The organism is Rhodococcus sp. SORGH_AS_0303, assembly GCF_030819335.1.
In the GTDB taxonomy this organism is placed as follows: Bacteria; Actinomycetota; Actinomycetes; order Mycobacteriales; family Mycobacteriaceae; genus Rhodococcoides.
This window is the reverse complement of sequence record NZ_JAUTBO010000001.1, coordinates 1,288,387-1,307,265: the sequence shown is the minus strand read 5'-3', so window position 1 is coordinate 1,307,265 and position 18,879 is coordinate 1,288,387. Positions and strand designations below refer to the sequence as shown.

The window sequence follows — 18,879 nt, the reverse complement described above, 5'->3', positions numbered from 1 at the left end:
CCGGTGACCACGAAGGACCAGCGAGGACGCATTGCCACCGCACTGTGGCGGTGGTGTTCCCGCTTCGAGCCGATCGGCCTCGTCGTCGGACTGGTCTTCTACTGCTGGTCGATGTCCCCGTCGCTTCTCCCCCGACCGTGGTACCTGCAGGCCGTCGCCACGGGCCTCTCGGTCGCATGCGGTTACGGCGTCGGCGTTCTCGTCGTGTGGGGCGTCCGGCGGATGGAGCTCACTCGCGAGTGGCCCGAACGACTGAGGCGGTGGGGCTGGTACGCGATCGGCGCCGCCGCAGTCGTCGTGCTCCCGCTGTTCCTAGTCCTCGGGGCGTGGTGGCAGAACATCTCCCGCGAACTCGTGGGCATCGAACCGAGCCAGTCGTGGGACTACGCCGGAGTCTTCGTCGTCGCCGCGATCGTCGTCGTCCTGGTGATCACGCTGGCACGCGGAATCCGCCGCGTCACAGACCTTCTCATCGCACTGATCGGTCGTGTTCTCCCGCCGCCCGTCTCGCGCGGTCTCGCCGTCGTCGCCGTCGGTGTGGTGCTGGTGTTCGCCGTCGAGGGGCTCCTTGCCACCGGGATCTCACGCATCTCCAACGGGTCCGCCGCTGCGGCCGACACCGGGAGCGCCGAGGGCGTGGAACCGCCGTCGGCGCCCGAACGGTCGGGCTCGCCCGAGTCGAACGAGGAGTGGGACACCCTGGGCCGCGAGGGGCGCACCTTCGTCGCGGGCGGCCCGACGTCGGACCAGATCGCATCCGTCACGGGACGGCCCGCCCTCACCCCGATCCGGGTCTATGCGGGACGCAAGTCCGTCGACGCCGACGGGCTCGGCCTCGGCCGGGACACCGTCGACTCGCTCGCCGACCGACTCGTCGCCGAACTGGACCGAACCGGCGCCTTCGATCGCAAGTACCTGGCGATCGCGACGACCACCGGTCGAGGGTGGGTCAACGCGTCCGTCGCGTCCTCACTCGAGTACCTCGCCGGCGGCGACACGGCGATTGCGGCGGTCCAGTACTCGTACCTGCCCAGTCCGTTGGCGTTCCTCGCCGATCGCGACACCCCGCTCATCGCGGGCCGCGCCGTCTTCGAGGCCGTCTACCAGCGCGTGCAGGACCGTCCCGAGAACGACCGCCCGAAGCTCCTCACGTTCGGTGAATCGCTCGGGTCGTACGGCGGCCAGGACGCCTTCTCCGGAGTGCAGGACATGCTGGCGCGCACCGACGGCGCGCTGTGGGTGGGGACGCCCAACTTCTCCGAGCAGTGGTCGCGTGTCACCGACTCACGGGACCCGGGCAGCCCCGAGATCATGCCCGTGATCTACGGCGGGCAGAACGTCCGCTTCGCCGCGGAGCCGTCCGATCTCGACGCACCCGGTCTGGTGGACTGGGAGAGCCCGCGCATCGTGTACTGGCAGCACCCGAGCGATCCGATCGTATGGTGGTCGTTCGACCTGCTGTTCGGCAAGCCGGACTGGCTCCGGGAGCCGCGCGGCGTCGACGTCGACAAGGGGATGACGTGGATCCCTCTCGTCACCTTCTGGCAGGTGACGCTCGACATGGCGCTCGCCGCCGAGGTGCCGGAAGGCCACGGTCACGCCTACGGCGCCGATGCGGCCTCCATGTGGGCGCCCATTCTGGACGTCGACGACTCAGAGCTGGTGGACCGCGTCACCGACGCGATGCGGTGACTCCCTGAGCGCGCTCGCGCGGACCCACCACGCGAGCGAGATCAGCGCGATCACCTCCACGACGACGAGGATCCGTTCGACGTGGCCGAGGGTGACGACGCGGTACCACGGTGTCGAGGTGGTCATGCCGACGAGCAACGCGTACCCGATGGGCGCGATGGCCACGACGGACAGCACACCCAGCACGAACGTCCGTCGGGCGTGACGGGCCCACTCGCTCGACCGGATCCACCGCGCGGCGAGGGCGATCACTGCCACCGGGATGCTGACGAACGCGACCGCGGCGCCCGCGCGGTGCACCGCGCCGCCGAGTCCGAGCGTCGCGTCGTTGCTCCAGTCCTGCTTGGGAACCGCGACCACGGCGACGAGTCCCACCGTCCACAGTGTCATCGCCACCGCGGCGACCGACGACGCGCGCAGTAACGACCGCCGGACGGCAGCGACGAGAACGGCGCCGGACCCGACGGCGAGGAGCAGCACCCCGGCCGTGAACACCCATTGCTGCGCGCCCAACCCGTACTCGCTGATGGTGCGGCGCAGATGCGACGGCGACCCGAGCGCGGTGACGACATCGAGGACGACGACCGTCGCGGCGCCGAGCAGGATGGAAAGAAGCCCGAGGGAGGCGAGGCGGGTCTGCACAGGGTCCTTTCGGCAGCGGATCTACGACTCCACTGTGCCTGACGGTGAGCCGGACACGGCGACCGTCGGGAGACGCTCACGCGCACGGTCGATCTGGTCGAGGCACGAGGCCCGCCCTGCCGGATCCGTCATCTCCCGCCGACACGCCTCGTCGAGGAGGTCGAGGTGGTACCGGACGCGGTCGATCGACGCGGTCGCGGTCGCTGCCGCACCGAGCCGCTCCGCCATCCGGATACCGGCAGCGACCACCATGGGGCTCGCCATCGCGTAGATCCGTACCGCGCCGAGTGCGTGGTCGATCAGGTCGACCACGGGCACCCGACGCAGAACGATCCGTACCGTCCCGGCATCGTCGGTCCGGGCACCACACGGCGGCGGACGGCCGACGAGAGTCGCCATCCCGACGGACAGATCGTCCAGGGCATTGCGAGCCGTGTACGGGTCGTTGGTACCCGAGGACAGAGCCCGCACCGCCATCTCGGCCAGCTGCTCGACGGCGAACTCGATGTCGTGCTGCGGAGTCCGCTCGTCGCCGATCTCGACCGCGGACTCGATCTCGCGCAGGTGCGACGCGGAGGCGGATCCGCTCCACCGTCGGAACTCCGCGATGGCGTCTCCCTCGATCACGTGCTCACCCGGTCTGCAGAGCAGCACCACGACGGCATCGGCGTCGACGGCCGAGGACAACGCCGCGTCCTCGTCCACGTCGACGACGACTCCGGAACGCGGAGCACGCACCGTGTCGACGTGCTCGGGCAGCGTCACCTCGGAATCCGACGCCGCGTCGGGCGGCGGCTCCGTCGGGTAGAGCTCGTCGACGGCTGCGGAGAGTTCGTCGCGCACTCGCGAGGACAGCGTCGCCACCTGGATCGACTGGGCTATGTGGTGGATGAAGTACACCAGGACGCCCACGTCGAGCACCGCGAGGAGCACGGCGACGTTCACCGCGATGTCGGGTACGAAGACGTCGCCGTCCGAGTCGAGCGACCGGATCGAGCGCAGCACCATCAGTGCGTAGAGGAAGGTCGCTCCGAAGATGCCGAGCACCACCTGGTTCCCGCGGTCCGCCATGAAGTTCCGCACCAGTCGCGGGCCGTAGGTCGAACTGGCCGTCGCGAGAACGGAGATGGTGATGGAGAAGGACGTCGCCGCCACGCCGAGCATCGACCCGCCGATGGCGCCGAGGATGTCCCGGCTGCCACTCGCGCCCACGTGATAGAGCAGCGACCCGCCGATCCCGATGCCCCGATCGAGGAGCCACCGGTCCAGGGCGACCAGGAGTTGAGCCAGGACGACGGCGACGACGCCCATGACCGCGGGAACGAACCAGAACGTGCCCTGCAGCCGTACCCACCGTCGTCTCATGGGTTCATGGTGCCCTGACGGTGGGTCGACGTGTCAGACCACCGCGATCGCGTCGATCTCGACGAGCATCTCCTCGCGCGGGAGTCCTGTGAAGACCGTTGTGCGACTGGGCAGGACGTCACCCTTCGTATGCTCGAGCACGAAGGCGCCGTACGCCTCGTTCATGACGGCGAAGTCCTCACGCTTCGTCAGGTACACCCGCAGCATCACGACGTCGTCGAAGGTTGCACCGCTCGCCTCGACGATGGCCTTGACGTTGGTCAGCGTCCGCGTGGTCTGCGCCGCGACGTCGCCGGGGTACAGGTACTCGTTGGTCGCCGGGTCGACGGGTCCCTGCCCGGACACCTGGACGAACGGGCCCTTGCGCACGCCCTGCGAGAAGGTGTGGGCGGGTGCAGGCGCGTCGGTCGTGAGGACGGCGATCTTGTCGGTCATGCGGGTTCCTTCGTCGGGGTCGGACTCCAGCCGAGTTCGGCGGAGATGGTCTCGGCCACCGCGCGCACCTGCGGCAAGGTGCCGAGGACGCGGGCGTGGTCGAGCAGCATGTCGGGCACGGACATCGACACCGCGGCCACGATCGAGCCGGTCCCGTCGCGCACCGGCACGCCGATGCAGTTGACGAACGACTCGTGTTCCTCGTGGTCCTCGGCGTATCCCTGACGGGTCACGAGGGCCAGTTCCTCGAGGTAGCGCTCGGGCGTGTCGATGGTGCGGTCGGTGAAGCGGGTGTACTCGATGCGATGGGCGACGCGGAGTTGCTCGTCCGCAGGCAGTCCGGAGATCAGGATCTTGCCGACGGCGGTGCAGTGCAACGGTGCCGGGCGTCCGACACGCGAGTACATCCGCACGCTCTGGGTGGCGTCGAACTTGTCGATGTAGACGGCCTCCCCCGACTCGTAGGTGGCGAGATGGATCGTCTGCTTGGTCTCTGCGTTCAGTGTCGCCAGATGCGGCCGCGCCAACGTCCGGATGTCGCGCTGCTCCAACGAGCGATTGGACAGTTCGAACAGTGTCGATCCCAGGCGATACCGGTGTTCGTGGTCGTGCTGGACGAACCGCTCCGCCTCCATCGCCCGCAGCAGTCGCAGGACCGTGGTCTTGTGCACGTCGAGGTGGGCAGCCAACTCGTCCAGCGATCGCGGACCGTCCGCCAGCACCCGGAGCAGGCTGAGCGCGCGGGACACACTCTGACTCATACGGCGATTCCCCTCTCGGCGTCGTAGTCGATGCTCGACCACTCCTCGTCCGAGGATGTCACCAGTGCATCGAGACGGTGCAGCGGAAGCAGATGGGCGGCGTCGCCGTGCGCGGTGAGGGCGCCGGCGGCGCACAGGTGCCCCAGCTTGATCGCACGCTGCTGATCGTCGCCGCGGAGGACACCGGCCAGGTAGCCACCGGCGAACGCGTCTCCCGCACCGATCTTCTCGACCACCGACAACCGCAGGGCCGGGACGTCGACACGCTCGGCGCCGTCGAATCCCACGACCACGTGGGCGTCGTTCTTGATCACCAGGCGGCGCGGCTCGGGGAACAGGCCACGCAGCGCGTCGGGGTCTCCGGTACCGAACACCGCGTGTGCTTCGTCGGCGCCCATCAGCACGATGTCACTGCGTCGGACCTGCTCTGCAAGAACCACATCGGCGCTCTCGGCGGTCCAGAGTCGGGGACGGTGGTTGAGGTCGAAACTCAGCAGACCGGGCGACGACGCCAGCGCGGCCGCAGCGTCGCGCGCGGTGTCCGACAGGGCGAGCGTGATGCCGCTGACGTGCACGAGGTCGGCCGCCGCGAGCATCTGCGTCGCACCGACGACATCGTCGACACACAGCGCACTGGCGGCGGAACCGCTGCGGAAGTAGGTCATTCGGCTCTCCCCGGCGGGTAGGTCGGACGCATGACCGCTGCCCGAACCACGCTCCTTGACGTACATCCCGGTGGTGCGGGTCTGGTCGACGATCACCGCCGACGTGTCCACCCCACTCGCGCGCAGCGTTTCCGTCAGGTAGCGGCCGAAGCCGTCGTCACCGACGCGCGAGAGCCAGGACGCCTCAACGTCCAACTGGGCGAGGACCCGCGCGACGTTCGCCTCGGCTCCCCCGGCCGACCGCTCGAACGTGTCCGAGTGTTCGAGGGGGCCGGGCTGAGCGACCATGACCACGAGTCCCTCACCGACACACACCACCCGTGGAGTCGCCGCGCCGGGTGATCTCACATCAATTCCCTTCGATGTCTTGCGAGTTGTCCCTGTTCGTTGCAGACTAACGACACCGAACACAGTTTGCAATCAGCGTTGCAAAATACGCAACGCTACGGCGCCATATCCGGCGCAGGAGGATTCGATGATCGACAAGGCTGCCGTCGAGGCGCTGCACGACCGCACTCTCGGCCCCGAGTACAAGTCCGTCCCACCCGCCGCGTGGGGCCTCACCGTGCGCGACTATCTGGCGACGGCGCCCACTCTCGCCGAGTTCGCGACCCCGGTCGTCACGCTGGATCGCCGCCACCTCACGTCGAACATCGATGTGATGGCGCGGTGGGCCGATGCGGCCGGCATGCGTCTGGCACCGCACGGCAAGACCACGATGGCGCCGCAGCTGTGGGCCGAGCAGCTCGAGGCGGGCAGTTGGGGAATCACCCTCGCCACCGGGTGGCAGGTGCAGCTCGCTCGCGCGTTCGGCGTGCAGCGCATCCTTCTCGCCAATGCCCTGATCGACCCGGTGACGCTCCGTTGGATCTCGGCGGATCTCGACGCTCACGACGACGTCGAGTTCGTCTGCTGGGCAGACAGTGTCGACACCGTGGCACGCATGACGGAGATCCTGGGCGCCGTGACACGACCGATCCCGGTGATCGTCGAACTCGGTGGGCCGCACGGCCGCACCGGGGCACGCAGCGTGGACGAGGCGCGACGCGTCGCGGCCGCGATCTCCTCGTCGCCGTCGGTGACCCTCGCGGGCGTGGGCGGATACGAGGGCGCGCTGGCCCACGACCGCACACCCGCCGGTCTGGACGCCGTGCGCGCCTACCTCGACGAGGTCGCCGCCCTGCACGCCGGTCTCGCCGCCGACGGCCTGTACGAGGGACGGGCGATCGTCACCGCGGGCGGGAGCGCCTACCAGGACCTGGTGGTCGAGCGGCTCTCGTCGGTCGTCGACGAGCACACAGCCGTCGTGCTGCGCTCGGGCGCCTACGTGGTGCACGACGACGGCTTCTACGCCGACATCTCCCCGCTCATCGCCTCCCGCGTCGGCGAGGAGCACCTGTCCTCCGCGATGCACGGCTGGGCGCGGGTGGTGTCGCGTCCGGAACCCGAACTCGCACTGCTCGATGCGGGCAAGCGTGACTTCCCGTTCGACGAGGGGCTGCCGACACCGCAGCGCATCGGCGGCCGGGACGCGGAGGCGGGGCACCACATCTCGGCGCTCAACGATCAGCACGCCTTCCTCCGGACGCCGGGCACGGCCCGCGACGACGTTCCCGTCGGGACGGTCGCACGGCTCGGCCTGTCGCATCCCTGCACGGCGTTCGACAAGTGGCGTCTGCTTCCGGTCGTCGACGACGCCGACGCGGCGAACCCGCGCATCGTCGACCTCGTCCACACCCTCTTCTGATCATGGCGGACATCCTCTTTCGCGGCGGTGACGTCGTCGACGGCACCGGGTCCGACCGAGTCCGCGCCGACGTTCTCGTCGACGACGGACGCATCACGCGGGTCGCGGCACCGGGCACTGTCGCCGACGCGCAGACCGTCGTCGACGTGCCACGGGGCCACGTCGTCGCACCGGGTTTCATCGACATGCACGCCCACTCCGACCTCGGCCTGCTGACCGCACCTGGACACGTTCCGAAGATCACCCAGGGCGTCACCACCGAGGTGCTCGGTCAGGACGGCCTCTCCTACGCACCCGTCTCCGACGAGACGCTCGCGGTGATCCGCCGTCAGATCTCCGGGTGGAACGGCAATCCCACCGATCTCGACATCACGTGGCGCTCGGTCGCCGAGTATCTGGACCGGCTCGACCGGGGCATCACCCCCAACGCCGCGTACCTGGTGCCGCAGGGAACGCTGCGATATCTGGCGGTCGGGGCGGATCAGCGTCCTGCGACCGCCGCCGAGGTCGAGCACATGCGAGAGCTGGTGGCACAAGGCATGTCCGAGGGCGCAGTCGGAATGTCCAGCGGACTGACCTACACGCCCGGGATGTATGCCGATACGGGCGAACTTCGCGCGCTGTGCGAGGTCGTCGCCGAGTTCGGCGGCTTCTACGCTCCGCACACCCGCTCCTACGGCAAGAACGCTCTCGGCGCATACCGGGAGATGATCGACCTCTCCCGTGAGACCGGCTGCGCCCTGCACCTGACCCACGCCACCATGAACTTCGGCGAAAATAAGGGCCGCGCCGGCGAGTTCCTCGACATGGTCGACGCCGCGATCGACGACGGGTGCGACATCACGCTCGACACCTATCCCTACCTGCCCGGCGCCACCACCCTGTCCGCGCTGCTGCCCAGCTGGGCAATGTCCGGCGGACCCGATGCGGCGCTGGGCCGTCTCGACGATCCCGACGTGCGGCGCCGCATCACCGACGACGTGAATCGCTACGGCTCGGACGGCTGCCACGGCGTCACGGTGGAATGGGAGACGATCCAGCTCAGCGGCGTCGCGAACGCGGATCTCGACCGCTACGTCGGGAAGACCGTCCTCGACATCGCGACCGAGGAGGGCCGCGCACCCGTCGACGTGTTCTTCGACGTGCTCCAGCGAGATGCGTTGAGCACCACCATCCTGCAGCACGTCGGGCACGAGGAGAACGTGCGCGCCATCATGGTGCATCCCCACCACATGGGCGGCAGCGACGCCATCCTGGTGGGCGAGCGTCCGCATCCGCGGGCCTGGGGCACGTTCCCGCGCTACCTCGGTCACTACGTCCGCGACGAGGGCCTGATGTCGCTCGAGGACTGCGTCCATCACCTCACGGGACGGCCCGGCGCACGACTCGGTCTCACCGATCGTGGTCTCGTCCGCGAGGGCCACGCAGCAGATCTCGTGGTCTTCGATCCGGCCACCGTCCGGGACACCGCCACTTTCGACCACCCCAAGCAGCAGGCCGTCGGCATCGCGCACGTTCTCGTCAACGGCTCCTTCGCCGTGCGCGACGGCGTCCCTACCGGGACACTCGCCGGCCGCTCCCTCCGCCGCACCTCTCACGGAAGAACCTCATGACGACCCGTTTCGATGACGCACTTGCGACGATTCTCGAGGACCGCGCGCTCGTCGTGGTCCGCGCCCCGTCCATCCCCGATCCCGCGGCGTTGGCGGATGCCCTCGTGGCCGGCGGACTACGCGCCGTCGAGCTGACCTTCACCACACCCAACGTGCTGGACTGCCTGCGCGCCGCGGCGTCGTCCGGCGCCGTGATGGGCGCGGGCACCGTGATGACGGGTGACCAGGCGCGCGCCGCGATCGACGCCGGCGCACGCTTCCTCGTCACTCCCGGACTGCGTCCCGACGTCGCCGCGGTGGCGCACGAACGGGACGTGCCCGTCATGATGGGCGCGCTCACGCCCACCGAGATCATGGCGGCGCTCGATCTGGGCGCCGCCGCGGTGAAGGTTTTCCCCGCGAAGCTGTTCGGCCCCAGCTACTTCGGTGATCTCCGCGGACCGTTCCCCGACGTCCCCCTCGTTCCGTCCGGCGGCGTCAATGCCGACAATGCCGCCGACTACCTCGCCCGCGGCGCCGTCGCCGTCACCGCGGGCACCGACGTCGTTCCACCGGCCGCGGTCGCGGCCGGGCTCTGGGACGACATCACCGCTCGCGCCACCTCGTTCGTCCACTCACTCTCCCGCTGACTCTCCACACACTTCGAAAGGCAACCTCATGGGTTCCGTCGTCGACTGGTTGAGGACGTCCACTCCCGGACTCCTCGTTCTGTGCGGTATCGCGATCGCGGTCCTGCTCGTCGTCATCATCAAGGTCAAGCTCGAACCGTTCATCGCCCTCCTCATCGTCGGCCTGGGACTCGCTGTCGCAGCAGGTCTCCCGGTGTCGCAGATCGTGGGTACCGCCATCAAGAGCGGCGACTCGATTCTCGAGACGGGCTTCGGTGGCATCCTCGGCCACATCGCCGTGATCATCGGACTGGGCACCGTTCTCGGCGCCATCCTCGAGAGGTCCGGTGGTGCGCAGGCACTCACCGCCAAGCTCCTCGGCGTCTTCGGTGATCGCGGCGCACCCATCGCGATGGGTCTGCTCGGCCTCATCTTCGGCATCCCCGTCTTCTTCGACATCGGCATCTTCGTTCTCGCCCCGCTCGTCTACGTCGCGGCGCGACACGGCGGAAAGTCGTTGGTGTTGTATGCACTTCCGATGCTCGCGGGCCTGTCGATGACGCACGCGTTCCTGCCTCCGCACCCCGGTCCCGTCGCTCTGGGCGGCCTGCTCGAGGTCAACCTGGGCTGGCTGATTCTCATGGGCTTCATCTGCGGCATCCCCGGTTTCATCGCGGCAGGTCTCGTGTGGGGCAGCTACATCGGCAAGCGCATCATCGTCGAGGTGCCCGAGGACTTCGTCAACGATGCCGACGACGACGGACCGCACACGTCGGGTGGCACCGCCGTCGAGACGAAGCGTCCCGTGGTCACCACTCCCCCGTCCGTCGCGACCATCGGCGCCATCATCGCGGTGCCCCTGGTGCTCATCCTCGGCGCCACGTTCGGCACCATTCTGCTCGACGAGGGCAACCTGCTCCAGGTCCTCACGTTCTTCGGCACCCCCGCGGTCGCTCTGCTCATCGCGGTGCTCATCGCGTTCTACGTCCTGGGCATCCGCCGCGGTTCGACGGTGCAGGAGTTGTCCACTCTCACCGGCGAATCGCTCCGCCCGGTCGGCATGCTGCTCCTCGTCGTCGGGGCCGGCGCGTTCTTCGGCAAGGTCATCTCGGCCACCGGCATCGGCACCGCACTCGCGGACACCATGTCCGCGGCGGGACTGCCGATCATCGTGCTCGCCTACATCATCAGTTGCGCTTTGCGCATCGCGCAGGGGTCGGCCACCGTCGCCATCGTCACGACCGGTGGCATCGTCGGACCGCTCGTCGCGGCGCAGGACTACTCGCAGATGTCGGTCGCGCTCATCGCCATGGCCATCGCTGCCGGCTCCATCATCCTGAGCCACGTCAACGACGGCGGGTTCTGGATCATCGCCAAGTTCTTCAACCTCACCGTCAAGCAGACGCTGCAGACGTGGACCGTGTTGGAGACCGTGCTGTCGGTCGTCAGCTTCGCCGTGGCAGGGGTGTTGTTCGCGATCGTAAGCTGACGATCATGCCCACCTTCGTGACGGACGACGACGTGACCCTGAGCTACCTCGACGAGGGCAGCGGTCGCGTCGTCGTCCTGGTCGCCGGGTTCGGCGCTCCGGCGACCACGTGGGTGTTCCAACAGGATGCGCTCGTGCGGGCCGGGTATCGCGTGCTCGCGCTCGACCGGCGCGGCCACGGCGACTCCGAGGCACCCGATCACGGCGCCACCATGGCGCGGCACGGCCGGGACCTCGACAACTTCCTCACCGCGGTGGGCGTCGAGACTGCCGTGCTGATGGGTGGCTCCATGGGCGCGAGCACCGTCTGGTCCTACATCCGTACGACCGGGACGTCGAGGGTCCGCGGTGTCGTCTCGGTCGATCAGACGCCGAAGATGATCAACGACGCCTCGTGGCCGCACGGCTTCTACGGTCTGACCGACGCCACCGTCGACGGGTTCTTCGCGAAGGGCATTCCCGCCACGGGACACGGACCCTCGACATTCGCCTCGCTCCTCCCCGTCGCGAAACTGATTCTGCGCCTGCGGTCGATGCCCAGAATGGTGTCGTCCGAGACACCGCCCATGAGAGCACTTCTCGACGACCACGCCCGCCAGGACTGGCGCGCGGACATCCGGGCCGCGGACGTACCGATCCTCATGATCGCGGGACGGAACAGCCAGTTCTGGCCCTCGGATCACGCAGTTGTCACCGCGCGCGACACCGCGCAGGGTCAGGTCGCGCTGATCGACAGCGGCCACGCCGCGAACATGGACCGTCCACGTGAGGTGAACGAGGCCGTGCTGACCTTCCTGCGCGGCATCGGGTACTGACTGTCGTCTGCGCGACGGACAGTGAAGATGCCCGTCGTCTGATTGCATGGACCGGTCACAGTCCGCAGATGGTGAGCTCTGCGAAGCATGCCCCCGACGTCGGGGGCCCCCGAAGTCGTGGCTACCGAGCTGCCCGGAACAAAACGTACGGTCCTCCCAGAACAGCAGCGCAGCGCTGCTGCGTCGAGCAGGGGGACCGATACAGATGCAGGCAATGATGACCGACGACGACATCGTGAGACCGGCCCTCAGCGTGCGGGAGGTGGAGGTCCTGCGGGCGTGGATCATCAGCGACTCGAAGGGCACCGTCGCACGGTCGCTCTTCATCTCCCCCGCCACGGTCAACACCCACATCGCGCGCATTCGCGAGAAGTACGAGGCGGTAGGCCGCTCGGCCGGGTCCAAGGCCTCGCTGGTCGCCCGAGCACTGCAGGACGGTCACGTGGGGTTGGACGAGCTGTAATCCGCTGGTGCTTTCGCTCCGCTCACGCCACCTATCGGCGGGATCCCGCGCGACAGGGCGCCGAGGGGAGCAGAACCTCCACCGGTCACACCACGACGACGATGAACCCGGCATCGCGGAAGGGTTGCACCTGCTCCTCGGTCGCGCCGGCATCCGTGACCAGGGTGACGCCCTCGGGGAGTGGTGCCCAGGCGTGGAACGGACGCTGACCCAGCTTCGCCGCGTGCGCGAGCACGTAGACCGTGCCGGCGCGTTCGATCATCAACTCCTTGAGCCGCGTCTGCTCCAGCTCGGCCTCGCAGATGCCGCGGTCGGCGGTGACCGCGTCCGCACCGAGGAAGGCGCGGTCGAAGGACACCCGTGCCAACGACGCCTCGGCGAGCGGCCCGACGAATCCCTGCGACAGGTGACGCAACGTACCGCCCAGGCACTCGACGCGGACGTCGTCGGCATCCGCCAGCGCCTCGAGCGCAGTGAGACCCGCGGCGATGACCGTGAGGCCCGTCGAGTCACGGAGGTACTCCCCCATGGCACCGACGGTGGTGCCGGCGTCGAGAAGCACCGTCTCGCCCGGGCGCACCTCTCCCGCAGCCCACTTCGCGATCGAACGCTTGGCGTCGAAGCCCTCGACCGCACGCTGTCGCAGCGACGACTCGGGGTGTGGGTCGAGCGCGATCGCGCCACCGTAGGTGCGCGCGAGAAGCCCCTCGGCGGTCAGCTGCGACAGATCCCGACGAATGGTCGAGGCCGTCACGCCGAACTGCACGGACAGGTCTTCCACACTCGCCAGACCACTCGTCTTGGCCAGGCGGACGATCTCCGCGCGCCGCGCCTGTGACTCCCTGAGCGCCATACCCGAAACCTAGCCGACGTCGGCGGTGCTGGTCGCCAGTTCGGCGGCCTGTCGCAGGGCTTCCACCATGCTGCCGGCCTCGGCGATGCCCTTGCCCGCGATGTCGAACGCGGTGCCGTGATCCACGGAGGTACGGATGACGGGGAGTCCCACGGTGATGTTCACGCCGGCCTCGATGCCGAGAACCTTGACCGGTCCGTGGCCCTGGTCGTGGTACATAGCGACGATGAGGTCGTAGTCACCGCGACCCGCGAGGAAGAAGGCGGTGTCGGCGGGCAGCGGTCCGACGGCGTCGATTCCGTCGGCCTGCAGCTTCTCGACGGCCGGCACGATCTTCTGATCCTCCTCGCCGTACCCGAACAGGCCGTTCTCGCCGGCATGCGGGTTGATACCGCACAGGCCGATCTTCGGGTTGCTGTTGCCCGATCGCACCAGCGCCTCGTACCCGCGGCGGACGGTCCGCTCGACGAGACCCGGCTCGATCTTCGCGACGGCGTCGAGCAGTCCGATGTGGGTGGTCACGTGGATGACCTTGAGCTTGGGCGTCGAGAGCATCATCGACACCTCCTCGGTACCGGTGAGGTGCGCGAGCAGCTCGGTGTGACCGGGGAAGATGTGTCCGGCGGCGTGCAGCGCCTCCTTGTTGAGCGGCGCGGTGCAGATCGCCTGGACGTCACCTGCGACGGCCAGTTCGGCTGCGACACGGATGTATTCGTAGGCAGCATGTCCCGCCACTGCGGACAGCTCGCCCCAGGCCAGATCCGCGGGCAGCAACCCGAGGTCGATGACGTTGATGCGCCCGCTGGTGAACTCGGCATCAGCGATGCGCTCGATCGAGACGATGTCGCACTGCACACCCAGCACGTCGGCCGCGAGTCGCAGACGCGCCGCGTCACCGATGACGACGGGCTTGCACCACCCCGCCACCTTGGCGTCGAGCACGGCGGGGACGATGACCTCGGGGCCGATGCCCGCGCCGTCGCCCATCGTCAGGGCCACGACGGGCAGGTCGAGGGTCGGGAGATCGGTCGATGTCATGGCTGTGCCCTTCGGTCGAAGCGTGGTGTCCGGCGAGCCGCCGGTGAGGTAGGAGTGGATGGCAGACAGGCTGTCTCGGTCACCGAAACTGCCCGGCCGCGTGACGACGCGTCGGCCCCGCGGGTCGACGGACACGACAGCGCCGTAGTGCACATGCCCGAGCGGGCGCAGGGTGTCGATGCCGAGCGCGGTGATGACGGCCCGTGCCGTCTCACCGCCGGTGAGGGCGAGGTCGACCGACAGTCCGTCGGTGCCGGCTCGGACGTACTCGGCCAGGGTGACGGACAGGTCACGGGTACGCGCGACGTCCACGGACCCGGTCACGGTGAGCGCGACCGAGCCGTCACGCAGGGCGGAGGAGAGCTCCCGTGCGTCGGCGAGGCCGGCAAGCACGTCACCCGCGTCCACGGTGAGCAGCCGCACCCCGTCCTCGACGAGACGACGAACCTGCTCGACGGCGACCGAGGAGGCGGTGCCCACGACGACGAGGACGGGATCGCCTGTGCAAGCAACGGTCCGAGGCTCGGCCGACCCGTCGAGACCGCGGGCGACGGCGGCAGCGAGGGCCGAGGTACCCACCAGGATCATGTCGGGCCTCTCCGCCACTGCCGCCACCACCGCATCGAGATCGGCGTCGGACTCGATGTCGCACACGACGACCCCGGCCGCGCCGGAGAGCGTGTCGATGGTGACGAGCGGAGCATCGAGCATGTGCGGCACCGACTCCGGGGGCTCGCCGGACTCGGCGTGCCACAGGTCGGTGTCGCCCAGCGGCGCTCCGTCGACGTGGAGCACGCCGCCACGGACGACGCGGTCCAGCAGTGGCAGACCGCCCGCGACGACCACCGGCCCGCGGACCGACAACGCGCGCACCGTGGCGGCGACGTTCCCGCGCAGAAGCGAGTCGATCTTCGCGAGCACGCGTGCGCCTGCGGGTACGGAACGCAGTGCAGAGGACACCAACGATTCCGCCTGCTCGGCAGCCAGCGCTCGGGTATCGAGGTCCACGACAGACACTGTGGCGGAACCGATCACGGCATCAAGGGTCAGAGACACATCGGACGTGCGGTCGAGGAACACCCCGGCGACCTCCGCGGCGCCCGAGAGGTCGTCGGCCAGTACGACGAGTGAGGTCATCCTCGTACCACCCTTCCCCTTGTTGCGCGAACCACGCATACAACTGTAGCCCAATTGCGTGTTTCGCGCAGGTGGTTCACAACGACGCTCCCGCGCACTGCACGATCGCCTGGCCGGTGATGTTGCGGCCGAGAGGGCCGAGCAGGAAGCGGATGAGCCCCGCGACCTCCGACGGGTCGATGAAGGCTCCGAGAGGCGGGAGCTTGGGCGGAGTGTGCGCGCGCGACGGATCCCCCAGCATGGCGGTGTCCGTGGGCCCGGGCGCAACGACGTTGACGGTGATGCCGCGGGACACCAGTTCCATGGCCCACGACCGTGCCATGCCCGTCAGCGCGGACTTCGTGGCGACGTACTGGCTCTTGCCGGCATTGCCGGTCATGGTGCGACTTCCGACGAGAACGACTCGGGCACCGGGTTCCAGAGCGTCGACCACGCCGTTCACCAGGACCTCGGCCGCGGCGACATGGACCTGCCACATGTCGCGGAGGTCGTCGACGTTCAGCGACCCGAGCGGAGCCGAACGCTGCAGTCCCGCAGCGTGAACGACGGCGTCGACCGCGGACAGACCCGACGCGATCTCCGCCACCGAGTCCAGATCACCCAGGTCGGACTCGACCCACGTCAGGTTCTCGTGCTCGATCTCCGGTTTCCGACGACTCAGCCCGGTGACACGCCACCCGTCGTCGAGAAGCGAGGTTGCCGTGGCCGCACCGATTCCGGAGCTGACGCCCGTGACGACGGCGTGCTTCACGACAGCCACTCCGGCTGCACCTCGCAGTACTCGATGGCCTGACGAAAGCGCGTGAAGGCCACGTGCAGCGTCGGGCCGTCGGCCACGATGGACGGGTACGAGAACTCGCGGTTCAGTCCGTCGCGGGAGTTGTTCGACAGGCAGTACCCGTCGCCCTCCTCGAGGTTCCGGCGCACCGGCCAGGTGACACCGCGATCGGATGAGATCGCCAGGGCCATCGGGGCTCGGGGTGCGCCCCAGAAGGCATGCCGCGGGTCGCCGTCGTCCAGAGGCGAGTCCTCCTCGACCGTTTCCTGCTTGTCCGCGATGCCGTGATCGTCGATCTCGTCGTACAGCGACAGTCGACGCGCCGTGGCGTCCTCACGACTGGACTCGTTGTACACCAGGGCGAGTCGATCGTCGGCCAGCACGACGAACTGCACCGACGAATTGTTGTTGGGCAGCTCGGTGGGGACGGGAGCGCTCCACGTGTCACCGTCGTCGTCGGAGACGGAACGGTAGACGTGGTCCGCCCACCGGCTGCGGTAGAGCGCGACGAGCTGGCCGTCGGACAGGCGGCCGATGTTCATGTGGACGCAGCCGATGCTGTCGGGAACGACCACCTCGCGCCACGTGGCACCGTCGTCGTCCGACACCATGACGCCGGAGTAATCGCGGTCGCCCACCCACTTGCGTCCCTCGATGCGGACACAGTGGAAGACGGGCAACAGAATTCGGCCGGACGGCAGCGTGACCATGGGCTGGCGCACGAACACGCCACCGGCCTCGGTCTCCGGGATGAGGACGTCGGTCTCGCCCCAGGTGCGCCCGCCGTCGGGCGAGCTCCGCCGCAGCACCCGTGCGGTGTCCTGATTGCCGGCGTGTTGCGAGGTCCACAGCAGCCAGATCTCACCGGACTCACGCACGTTCAGCACGGGATTTTGCTCCGACCGCGTCCCGTCGTCCGACAGCCGGATCGGCTGCGACCACTCGTCGCCGTCCCGTCGGGAGAACCACACGCTGATGTCCGGAACGCCCTCCTGTGTGCCGGCGAACCAGACGCACGCAAGTGAACCGTCCGGCAGCACAGCCAGATTGGCCGCGTGGTTCTGCACCTCGGGCGGGGTCAACAGCGCATCACGGCGCCCGGGCTCGGCGGTGGGGCGGACGATGCCGTCGGCATCCAGTGTGGTGGTCACGGGGATCTCCTCGATCAACGGACGAGTGTCGCGGCGGACAGGTTGTAGGAGTTGGTGGGACGCAGGGTCACATCCTGGATGCGTTCGCGACGCGCCATCACCGACTTGGGAACGAAGGACCACAGACAGGGCACGGTGTCCCAGATCTGGCGCTGCGCGTCGGCGAGAAGCTGAGTGCGTCGGGTCTCGTCGACCTCCTCGGAAGCACGCGCGATGGCCGCAGCGATCTCGGGGAACATGTACCCGTGGTACGTGTCTCGGGTCTGTTCCTTCTCCGGGGTGCCGGCGTACATGCCCTGCATGATGGTGATCGCGAGCCCGGTCGGACTTGGAAATCCGTTGCCCAGGATGTCCCAGTCGCCCGCCTTGCCCTGACGCCACTGCATGATGTCGCCGCCCGGCTCGAACTGTTGCAATGTGGTGCGGACGCCGATCGCCGAGAACATCTGGACGACCGACTCCATGATGTCGGTGTCGGCCGCGAACTCGCCGGACTCCCAGATGATCTTGAGTTGCAGATCGGAGATGCCGAGCGCGTCGAGCTCGCCACGCGCCCGTGCCGGGTCGTACGTGTACTCCCCGGTCTCGATAGCGCCGTCGAGGATCGCCGGGATGACGCCCTTGGACGCGGTCGCCGATCCCTGCATCACCTGGTCGATCAGCGCCGAACCGTTGATGGCGTACGTCAGCGCGCGGCGCACCCGAGCATCGGCGAGCGGATGGTCGGCAGGCTTGCGGAAGTTGTAGAAGAGCTGATTGAGCCGCACGCCGTCGACACGATCGACCACGACGTTCGACAGGCCCTCGAGCTGGTCCGCCGCGTCGGGCGTGATGGAGTCGATGACGTCCACCTCGCCGCTGCGCAGCGTGACGACGCGCGAGGACTCCTCGGGGACGAAGCGCACGCGCACCGTCTCGATGTTCGGCGCCGGGCCCCAGTAGGAGGTGTTGCGTTCGAGCGTGTAGTTGCCGGTACCGCGGTCAGCCGACGTCACGACGTACGGGCCGGAGCCGAGCCCGGTCTGCAGTTCCTCGGGCTTGTTGTCGGCCGCCGGCGTGATGAGGATGTTGGACATCAGGTAGTCGAGCACCGGAACGGGCTTGGTGGTCAGCAACGAGAAGCTGGTGTCGTCCATCTGCTCGACCGTCGGCCATTCGGGGAAGAAGCCGCCGACGAACGATCCGTCGACCTCGCTGTACATCCGGATGGCCGTGGCGACGTCCTGCACCTGCACGGGCGAGCCGTCGGAGTACACGGCACCCTGCCGCAGGTGGACGAACCAGCGGGTGGGCTCGACCAGATCGAAGCGGTCGGCGAGGACGAGCTGCGGCTTCAGGTTCGCGTCGATCTCGGTGAGGGCCTGGCGCACGCCGCGCTGCACCGTGAGGGCGGCGTCGAACTGGTTGAGCTTGTTGTCCAGGCTCACCAGCGACCTGTTGAGCGCCAGGCTCACCGTGGTCGGGCCCGGTGTGCCGGTAGGCGTGGCGCACGCACTGGCACCCGCGCCCAACACCACGCCACCACCGAGCAGCATCCCGCCGCGCAGGAGATTGCGGCGGGAGAACTGCTGGTTGAACGGCGATCTGGTCATCGTCGACCTCTCTTCGAGCTTCGAGCGTCATGAGG

The 18,879-nt window shown here is 68.6% G+C and carries 17 protein-coding genes; 7 read left to right on the top strand and 10 right to left on the bottom strand.

Features of this window, described 5'->3' with window-relative positions:
* Window positions 1–3 precede the first annotated feature (3 nt).
* Entirely contained in the window at window positions 4–1,692 is a 1,689-nt protein-coding gene (locus QE449_RS06080; protein ID WP_307108463.1) for an alpha/beta-hydrolase family protein, read from the top strand.
* On the opposite strand, the gene QE449_RS06075 is transcribed toward QE449_RS06080, so the two are convergent.
* The 5 genes from QE449_RS06075 to QE449_RS06055 are packed head-to-tail and all read right to left on the bottom strand — an operon-like array spanning window position 1,654 to window position 5,908.
* Window positions 1,654–2,334, bottom strand: coding sequence for a DUF998 domain-containing protein (locus QE449_RS06075; protein ID WP_307108462.1), 681 nt, complete (start codon window positions 2,332–2,334; stop codon window positions 1,654–1,656). The genes QE449_RS06080 and QE449_RS06075 overlap by 39 nt on opposite strands.
* A gap of 21 nt (window positions 2,335–2,355) precedes the next feature.
* Window positions 2,356–3,699, bottom strand: a complete 1,344-nt coding sequence (locus tag QE449_RS06070; RefSeq protein ID WP_307108461.1) for a DUF2254 domain-containing protein — start codon at window positions 3,697–3,699, stop codon at window positions 2,356–2,358.
* Between the two features lie 33 nt (window positions 3,700–3,732).
* Window positions 3,733–4,134: a RidA family protein gene (locus QE449_RS06065; protein WP_027504901.1), complete on the bottom strand. Its 402-nt coding sequence runs from the start codon at window positions 4,132–4,134 to the stop codon at window positions 3,733–3,735.
* The gene (locus QE449_RS06060; protein ID WP_307108460.1) at window positions 4,131–4,895 is read right to left on the bottom strand and encodes an IclR family transcriptional regulator; all 765 of its coding nucleotides are present in this window, start codon (window positions 4,893–4,895) and stop codon (window positions 4,131–4,133) included. The genes QE449_RS06065 and QE449_RS06060 overlap by 4 nt, the downstream gene beginning before the upstream one ends.
* A complete protein-coding gene (locus QE449_RS06055; RefSeq protein ID WP_307108459.1) occupies window positions 4,892–5,908 on the bottom strand; it encodes a sugar kinase in 1,017 nt (338 codons plus the stop codon). The genes QE449_RS06060 and QE449_RS06055 overlap by 4 nt, the downstream gene beginning before the upstream one ends.
* A gap of 127 nt (window positions 5,909–6,035) precedes the next feature.
* On the opposite strand from QE449_RS06055, the gene QE449_RS06050 reads away from it, so the two are divergent.
* The 6 genes from QE449_RS06050 to QE449_RS06025 all read left to right on the top strand — a co-directional run bounded on the left by QE449_RS06050 (window position 6,036) and on the right by QE449_RS06025 (window position 12,295).
* Window positions 6,036–7,307, top strand: a complete 1,272-nt coding sequence (locus QE449_RS06050; RefSeq protein ID WP_307108458.1) for an amino acid deaminase — start codon at window positions 6,036–6,038, stop codon at window positions 7,305–7,307.
* A 2-nt stretch (window positions 7,308–7,309) separates the two neighbouring features.
* On the top strand, window positions 7,310–8,920 hold the full coding sequence (locus QE449_RS06045; protein ID WP_307108457.1) for an amidohydrolase family protein: 1,611 nt from the start codon (window positions 7,310–7,312) through the stop codon (window positions 8,918–8,920).
* Complete coding sequence (locus QE449_RS06040) at window positions 8,917–9,549, top strand: bifunctional 4-hydroxy-2-oxoglutarate aldolase/2-dehydro-3-deoxy-phosphogluconate aldolase (protein WP_037184881.1); 633 nt, start codon at window positions 8,917–8,919, stop codon at window positions 9,547–9,549. The genes QE449_RS06045 and QE449_RS06040 overlap by 4 nt, the downstream gene beginning before the upstream one ends.
* 28 nt (window positions 9,550–9,577) lie before the next feature.
* Window positions 9,578–11,017 (top strand): GntP family permease, encoded by a 1,440-nt coding sequence (locus tag QE449_RS06035; protein WP_307108456.1) that lies wholly within the window; start codon window positions 9,578–9,580, stop codon window positions 11,015–11,017.
* Between the two features lie 5 nt (window positions 11,018–11,022).
* Entirely contained in the window at window positions 11,023–11,832 is an 810-nt protein-coding gene (locus tag QE449_RS06030; RefSeq protein ID WP_307108455.1) for an alpha/beta fold hydrolase, read from the top strand.
* A 214-nt stretch (window positions 11,833–12,046) separates the two neighbouring features.
* Window positions 12,047–12,295 carry a LuxR C-terminal-related transcriptional regulator gene (locus QE449_RS06025; protein WP_027504894.1) on the top strand — a complete coding sequence of 83 codons (249 nt, stop codon included), beginning with the start codon at window positions 12,047–12,049 and terminating at the stop codon, window positions 12,293–12,295.
* Window positions 12,296–12,380: 85 nt separating this feature from the next.
* Here the strand turns inward: QE449_RS06025 and QE449_RS06020 are convergent, their stop codons facing one another.
* The 5 genes from QE449_RS06020 to QE449_RS06000 all read right to left on the bottom strand — a co-directional run bounded on the left by QE449_RS06020 (window position 12,381) and on the right by QE449_RS06000 (window position 18,844).
* Window positions 12,381–13,148, bottom strand: coding sequence for a DeoR/GlpR family DNA-binding transcription regulator (locus tag QE449_RS06020; protein WP_285184611.1), 768 nt, complete (start codon window positions 13,146–13,148; stop codon window positions 12,381–12,383).
* A 9-nt stretch (window positions 13,149–13,157) separates the two neighbouring features.
* Window positions 13,158–15,323 carry a 4-hydroxythreonine-4-phosphate dehydrogenase PdxA gene (gene pdxA, locus QE449_RS06015; RefSeq protein WP_307108454.1) on the bottom strand — a complete coding sequence of 722 codons (2,166 nt, stop codon included), beginning with the start codon at window positions 15,321–15,323 and terminating at the stop codon, window positions 13,158–13,160.
* A 76-nt stretch (window positions 15,324–15,399) separates the two neighbouring features.
* The gene (locus tag QE449_RS06010) at window positions 15,400–16,083 is read right to left on the bottom strand and encodes an SDR family NAD(P)-dependent oxidoreductase (protein WP_307108453.1); all 684 of its coding nucleotides are present in this window, start codon (window positions 16,081–16,083) and stop codon (window positions 15,400–15,402) included.
* Window positions 16,071–17,252, bottom strand: coding sequence for an exo-alpha-sialidase (locus QE449_RS06005; protein ID WP_307108452.1), 1,182 nt, complete (start codon window positions 17,250–17,252; stop codon window positions 16,071–16,073). Before QE449_RS06005 ends, QE449_RS06010 begins: the two co-directional genes overlap by 13 nt.
* 14 nt (window positions 17,253–17,266) lie before the next feature.
* Entirely contained in the window at window positions 17,267–18,844 is a 1,578-nt protein-coding gene (locus QE449_RS06000) for an ABC transporter substrate-binding protein (RefSeq protein WP_307108451.1), read from the bottom strand.
* Between the last annotated feature and the right edge of the window lie 35 nt (window positions 18,845–18,879).

Excerpts from the sequence above, each read along its gene's own strand:
- QE449_RS06070 (WP_307108461.1), bottom strand. The coding sequence starts at position 3,699 with ATGAGACGACGGTGGGTACGGCTGCAGGGCACGTTCTGGTTCGTTCCC.
- QE449_RS06065 (WP_027504901.1), bottom strand. The coding sequence starts at position 4,134 with ATGACCGACAAGATCGCCGTCCTCACGACCGACGCGCCTGCACCCGCC.
- QE449_RS06060 (WP_307108460.1), bottom strand. The coding sequence starts at position 4,895 with ATGAGTCAGAGTGTGTCCCGCGCGCTCAGCCTGCTCCGGGTGCTGGCG.
- QE449_RS06050 (WP_307108458.1), top strand. The coding sequence starts at position 6,036 with ATGATCGACAAGGCTGCCGTCGAGGCGCTGCACGACCGCACTCTCGGC.
- QE449_RS06045 (WP_307108457.1), top strand. The coding sequence starts at position 7,310 with ATGGCGGACATCCTCTTTCGCGGCGGTGACGTCGTCGACGGCACCGGG.
- QE449_RS06040 (WP_037184881.1), top strand. The coding sequence starts at position 8,917 with ATGACGACCCGTTTCGATGACGCACTTGCGACGATTCTCGAGGACCGC.
- QE449_RS06035 (WP_307108456.1), top strand. The coding sequence starts at position 9,578 with ATGGGTTCCGTCGTCGACTGGTTGAGGACGTCCACTCCCGGACTCCTC.
- QE449_RS06030 (WP_307108455.1), top strand. The coding sequence starts at position 11,023 with ATGCCCACCTTCGTGACGGACGACGACGTGACCCTGAGCTACCTCGAC.
- QE449_RS06025 (WP_027504894.1), top strand. The coding sequence starts at position 12,047 with ATGATGACCGACGACGACATCGTGAGACCGGCCCTCAGCGTGCGGGAG.
- QE449_RS06020 (WP_285184611.1), bottom strand. The coding sequence starts at position 13,148 with ATGGCGCTCAGGGAGTCACAGGCGCGGCGCGCGGAGATCGTCCGCCTG.
- pdxA (WP_307108454.1), bottom strand. The coding sequence starts at position 15,323 with ATGACCTCACTCGTCGTACTGGCCGACGACCTCTCGGGCGCCGCGGAG.
- QE449_RS06000 (WP_307108451.1), bottom strand. The coding sequence starts at position 18,844 with ATGACCAGATCGCCGTTCAACCAGCAGTTCTCCCGCCGCAATCTCCTG.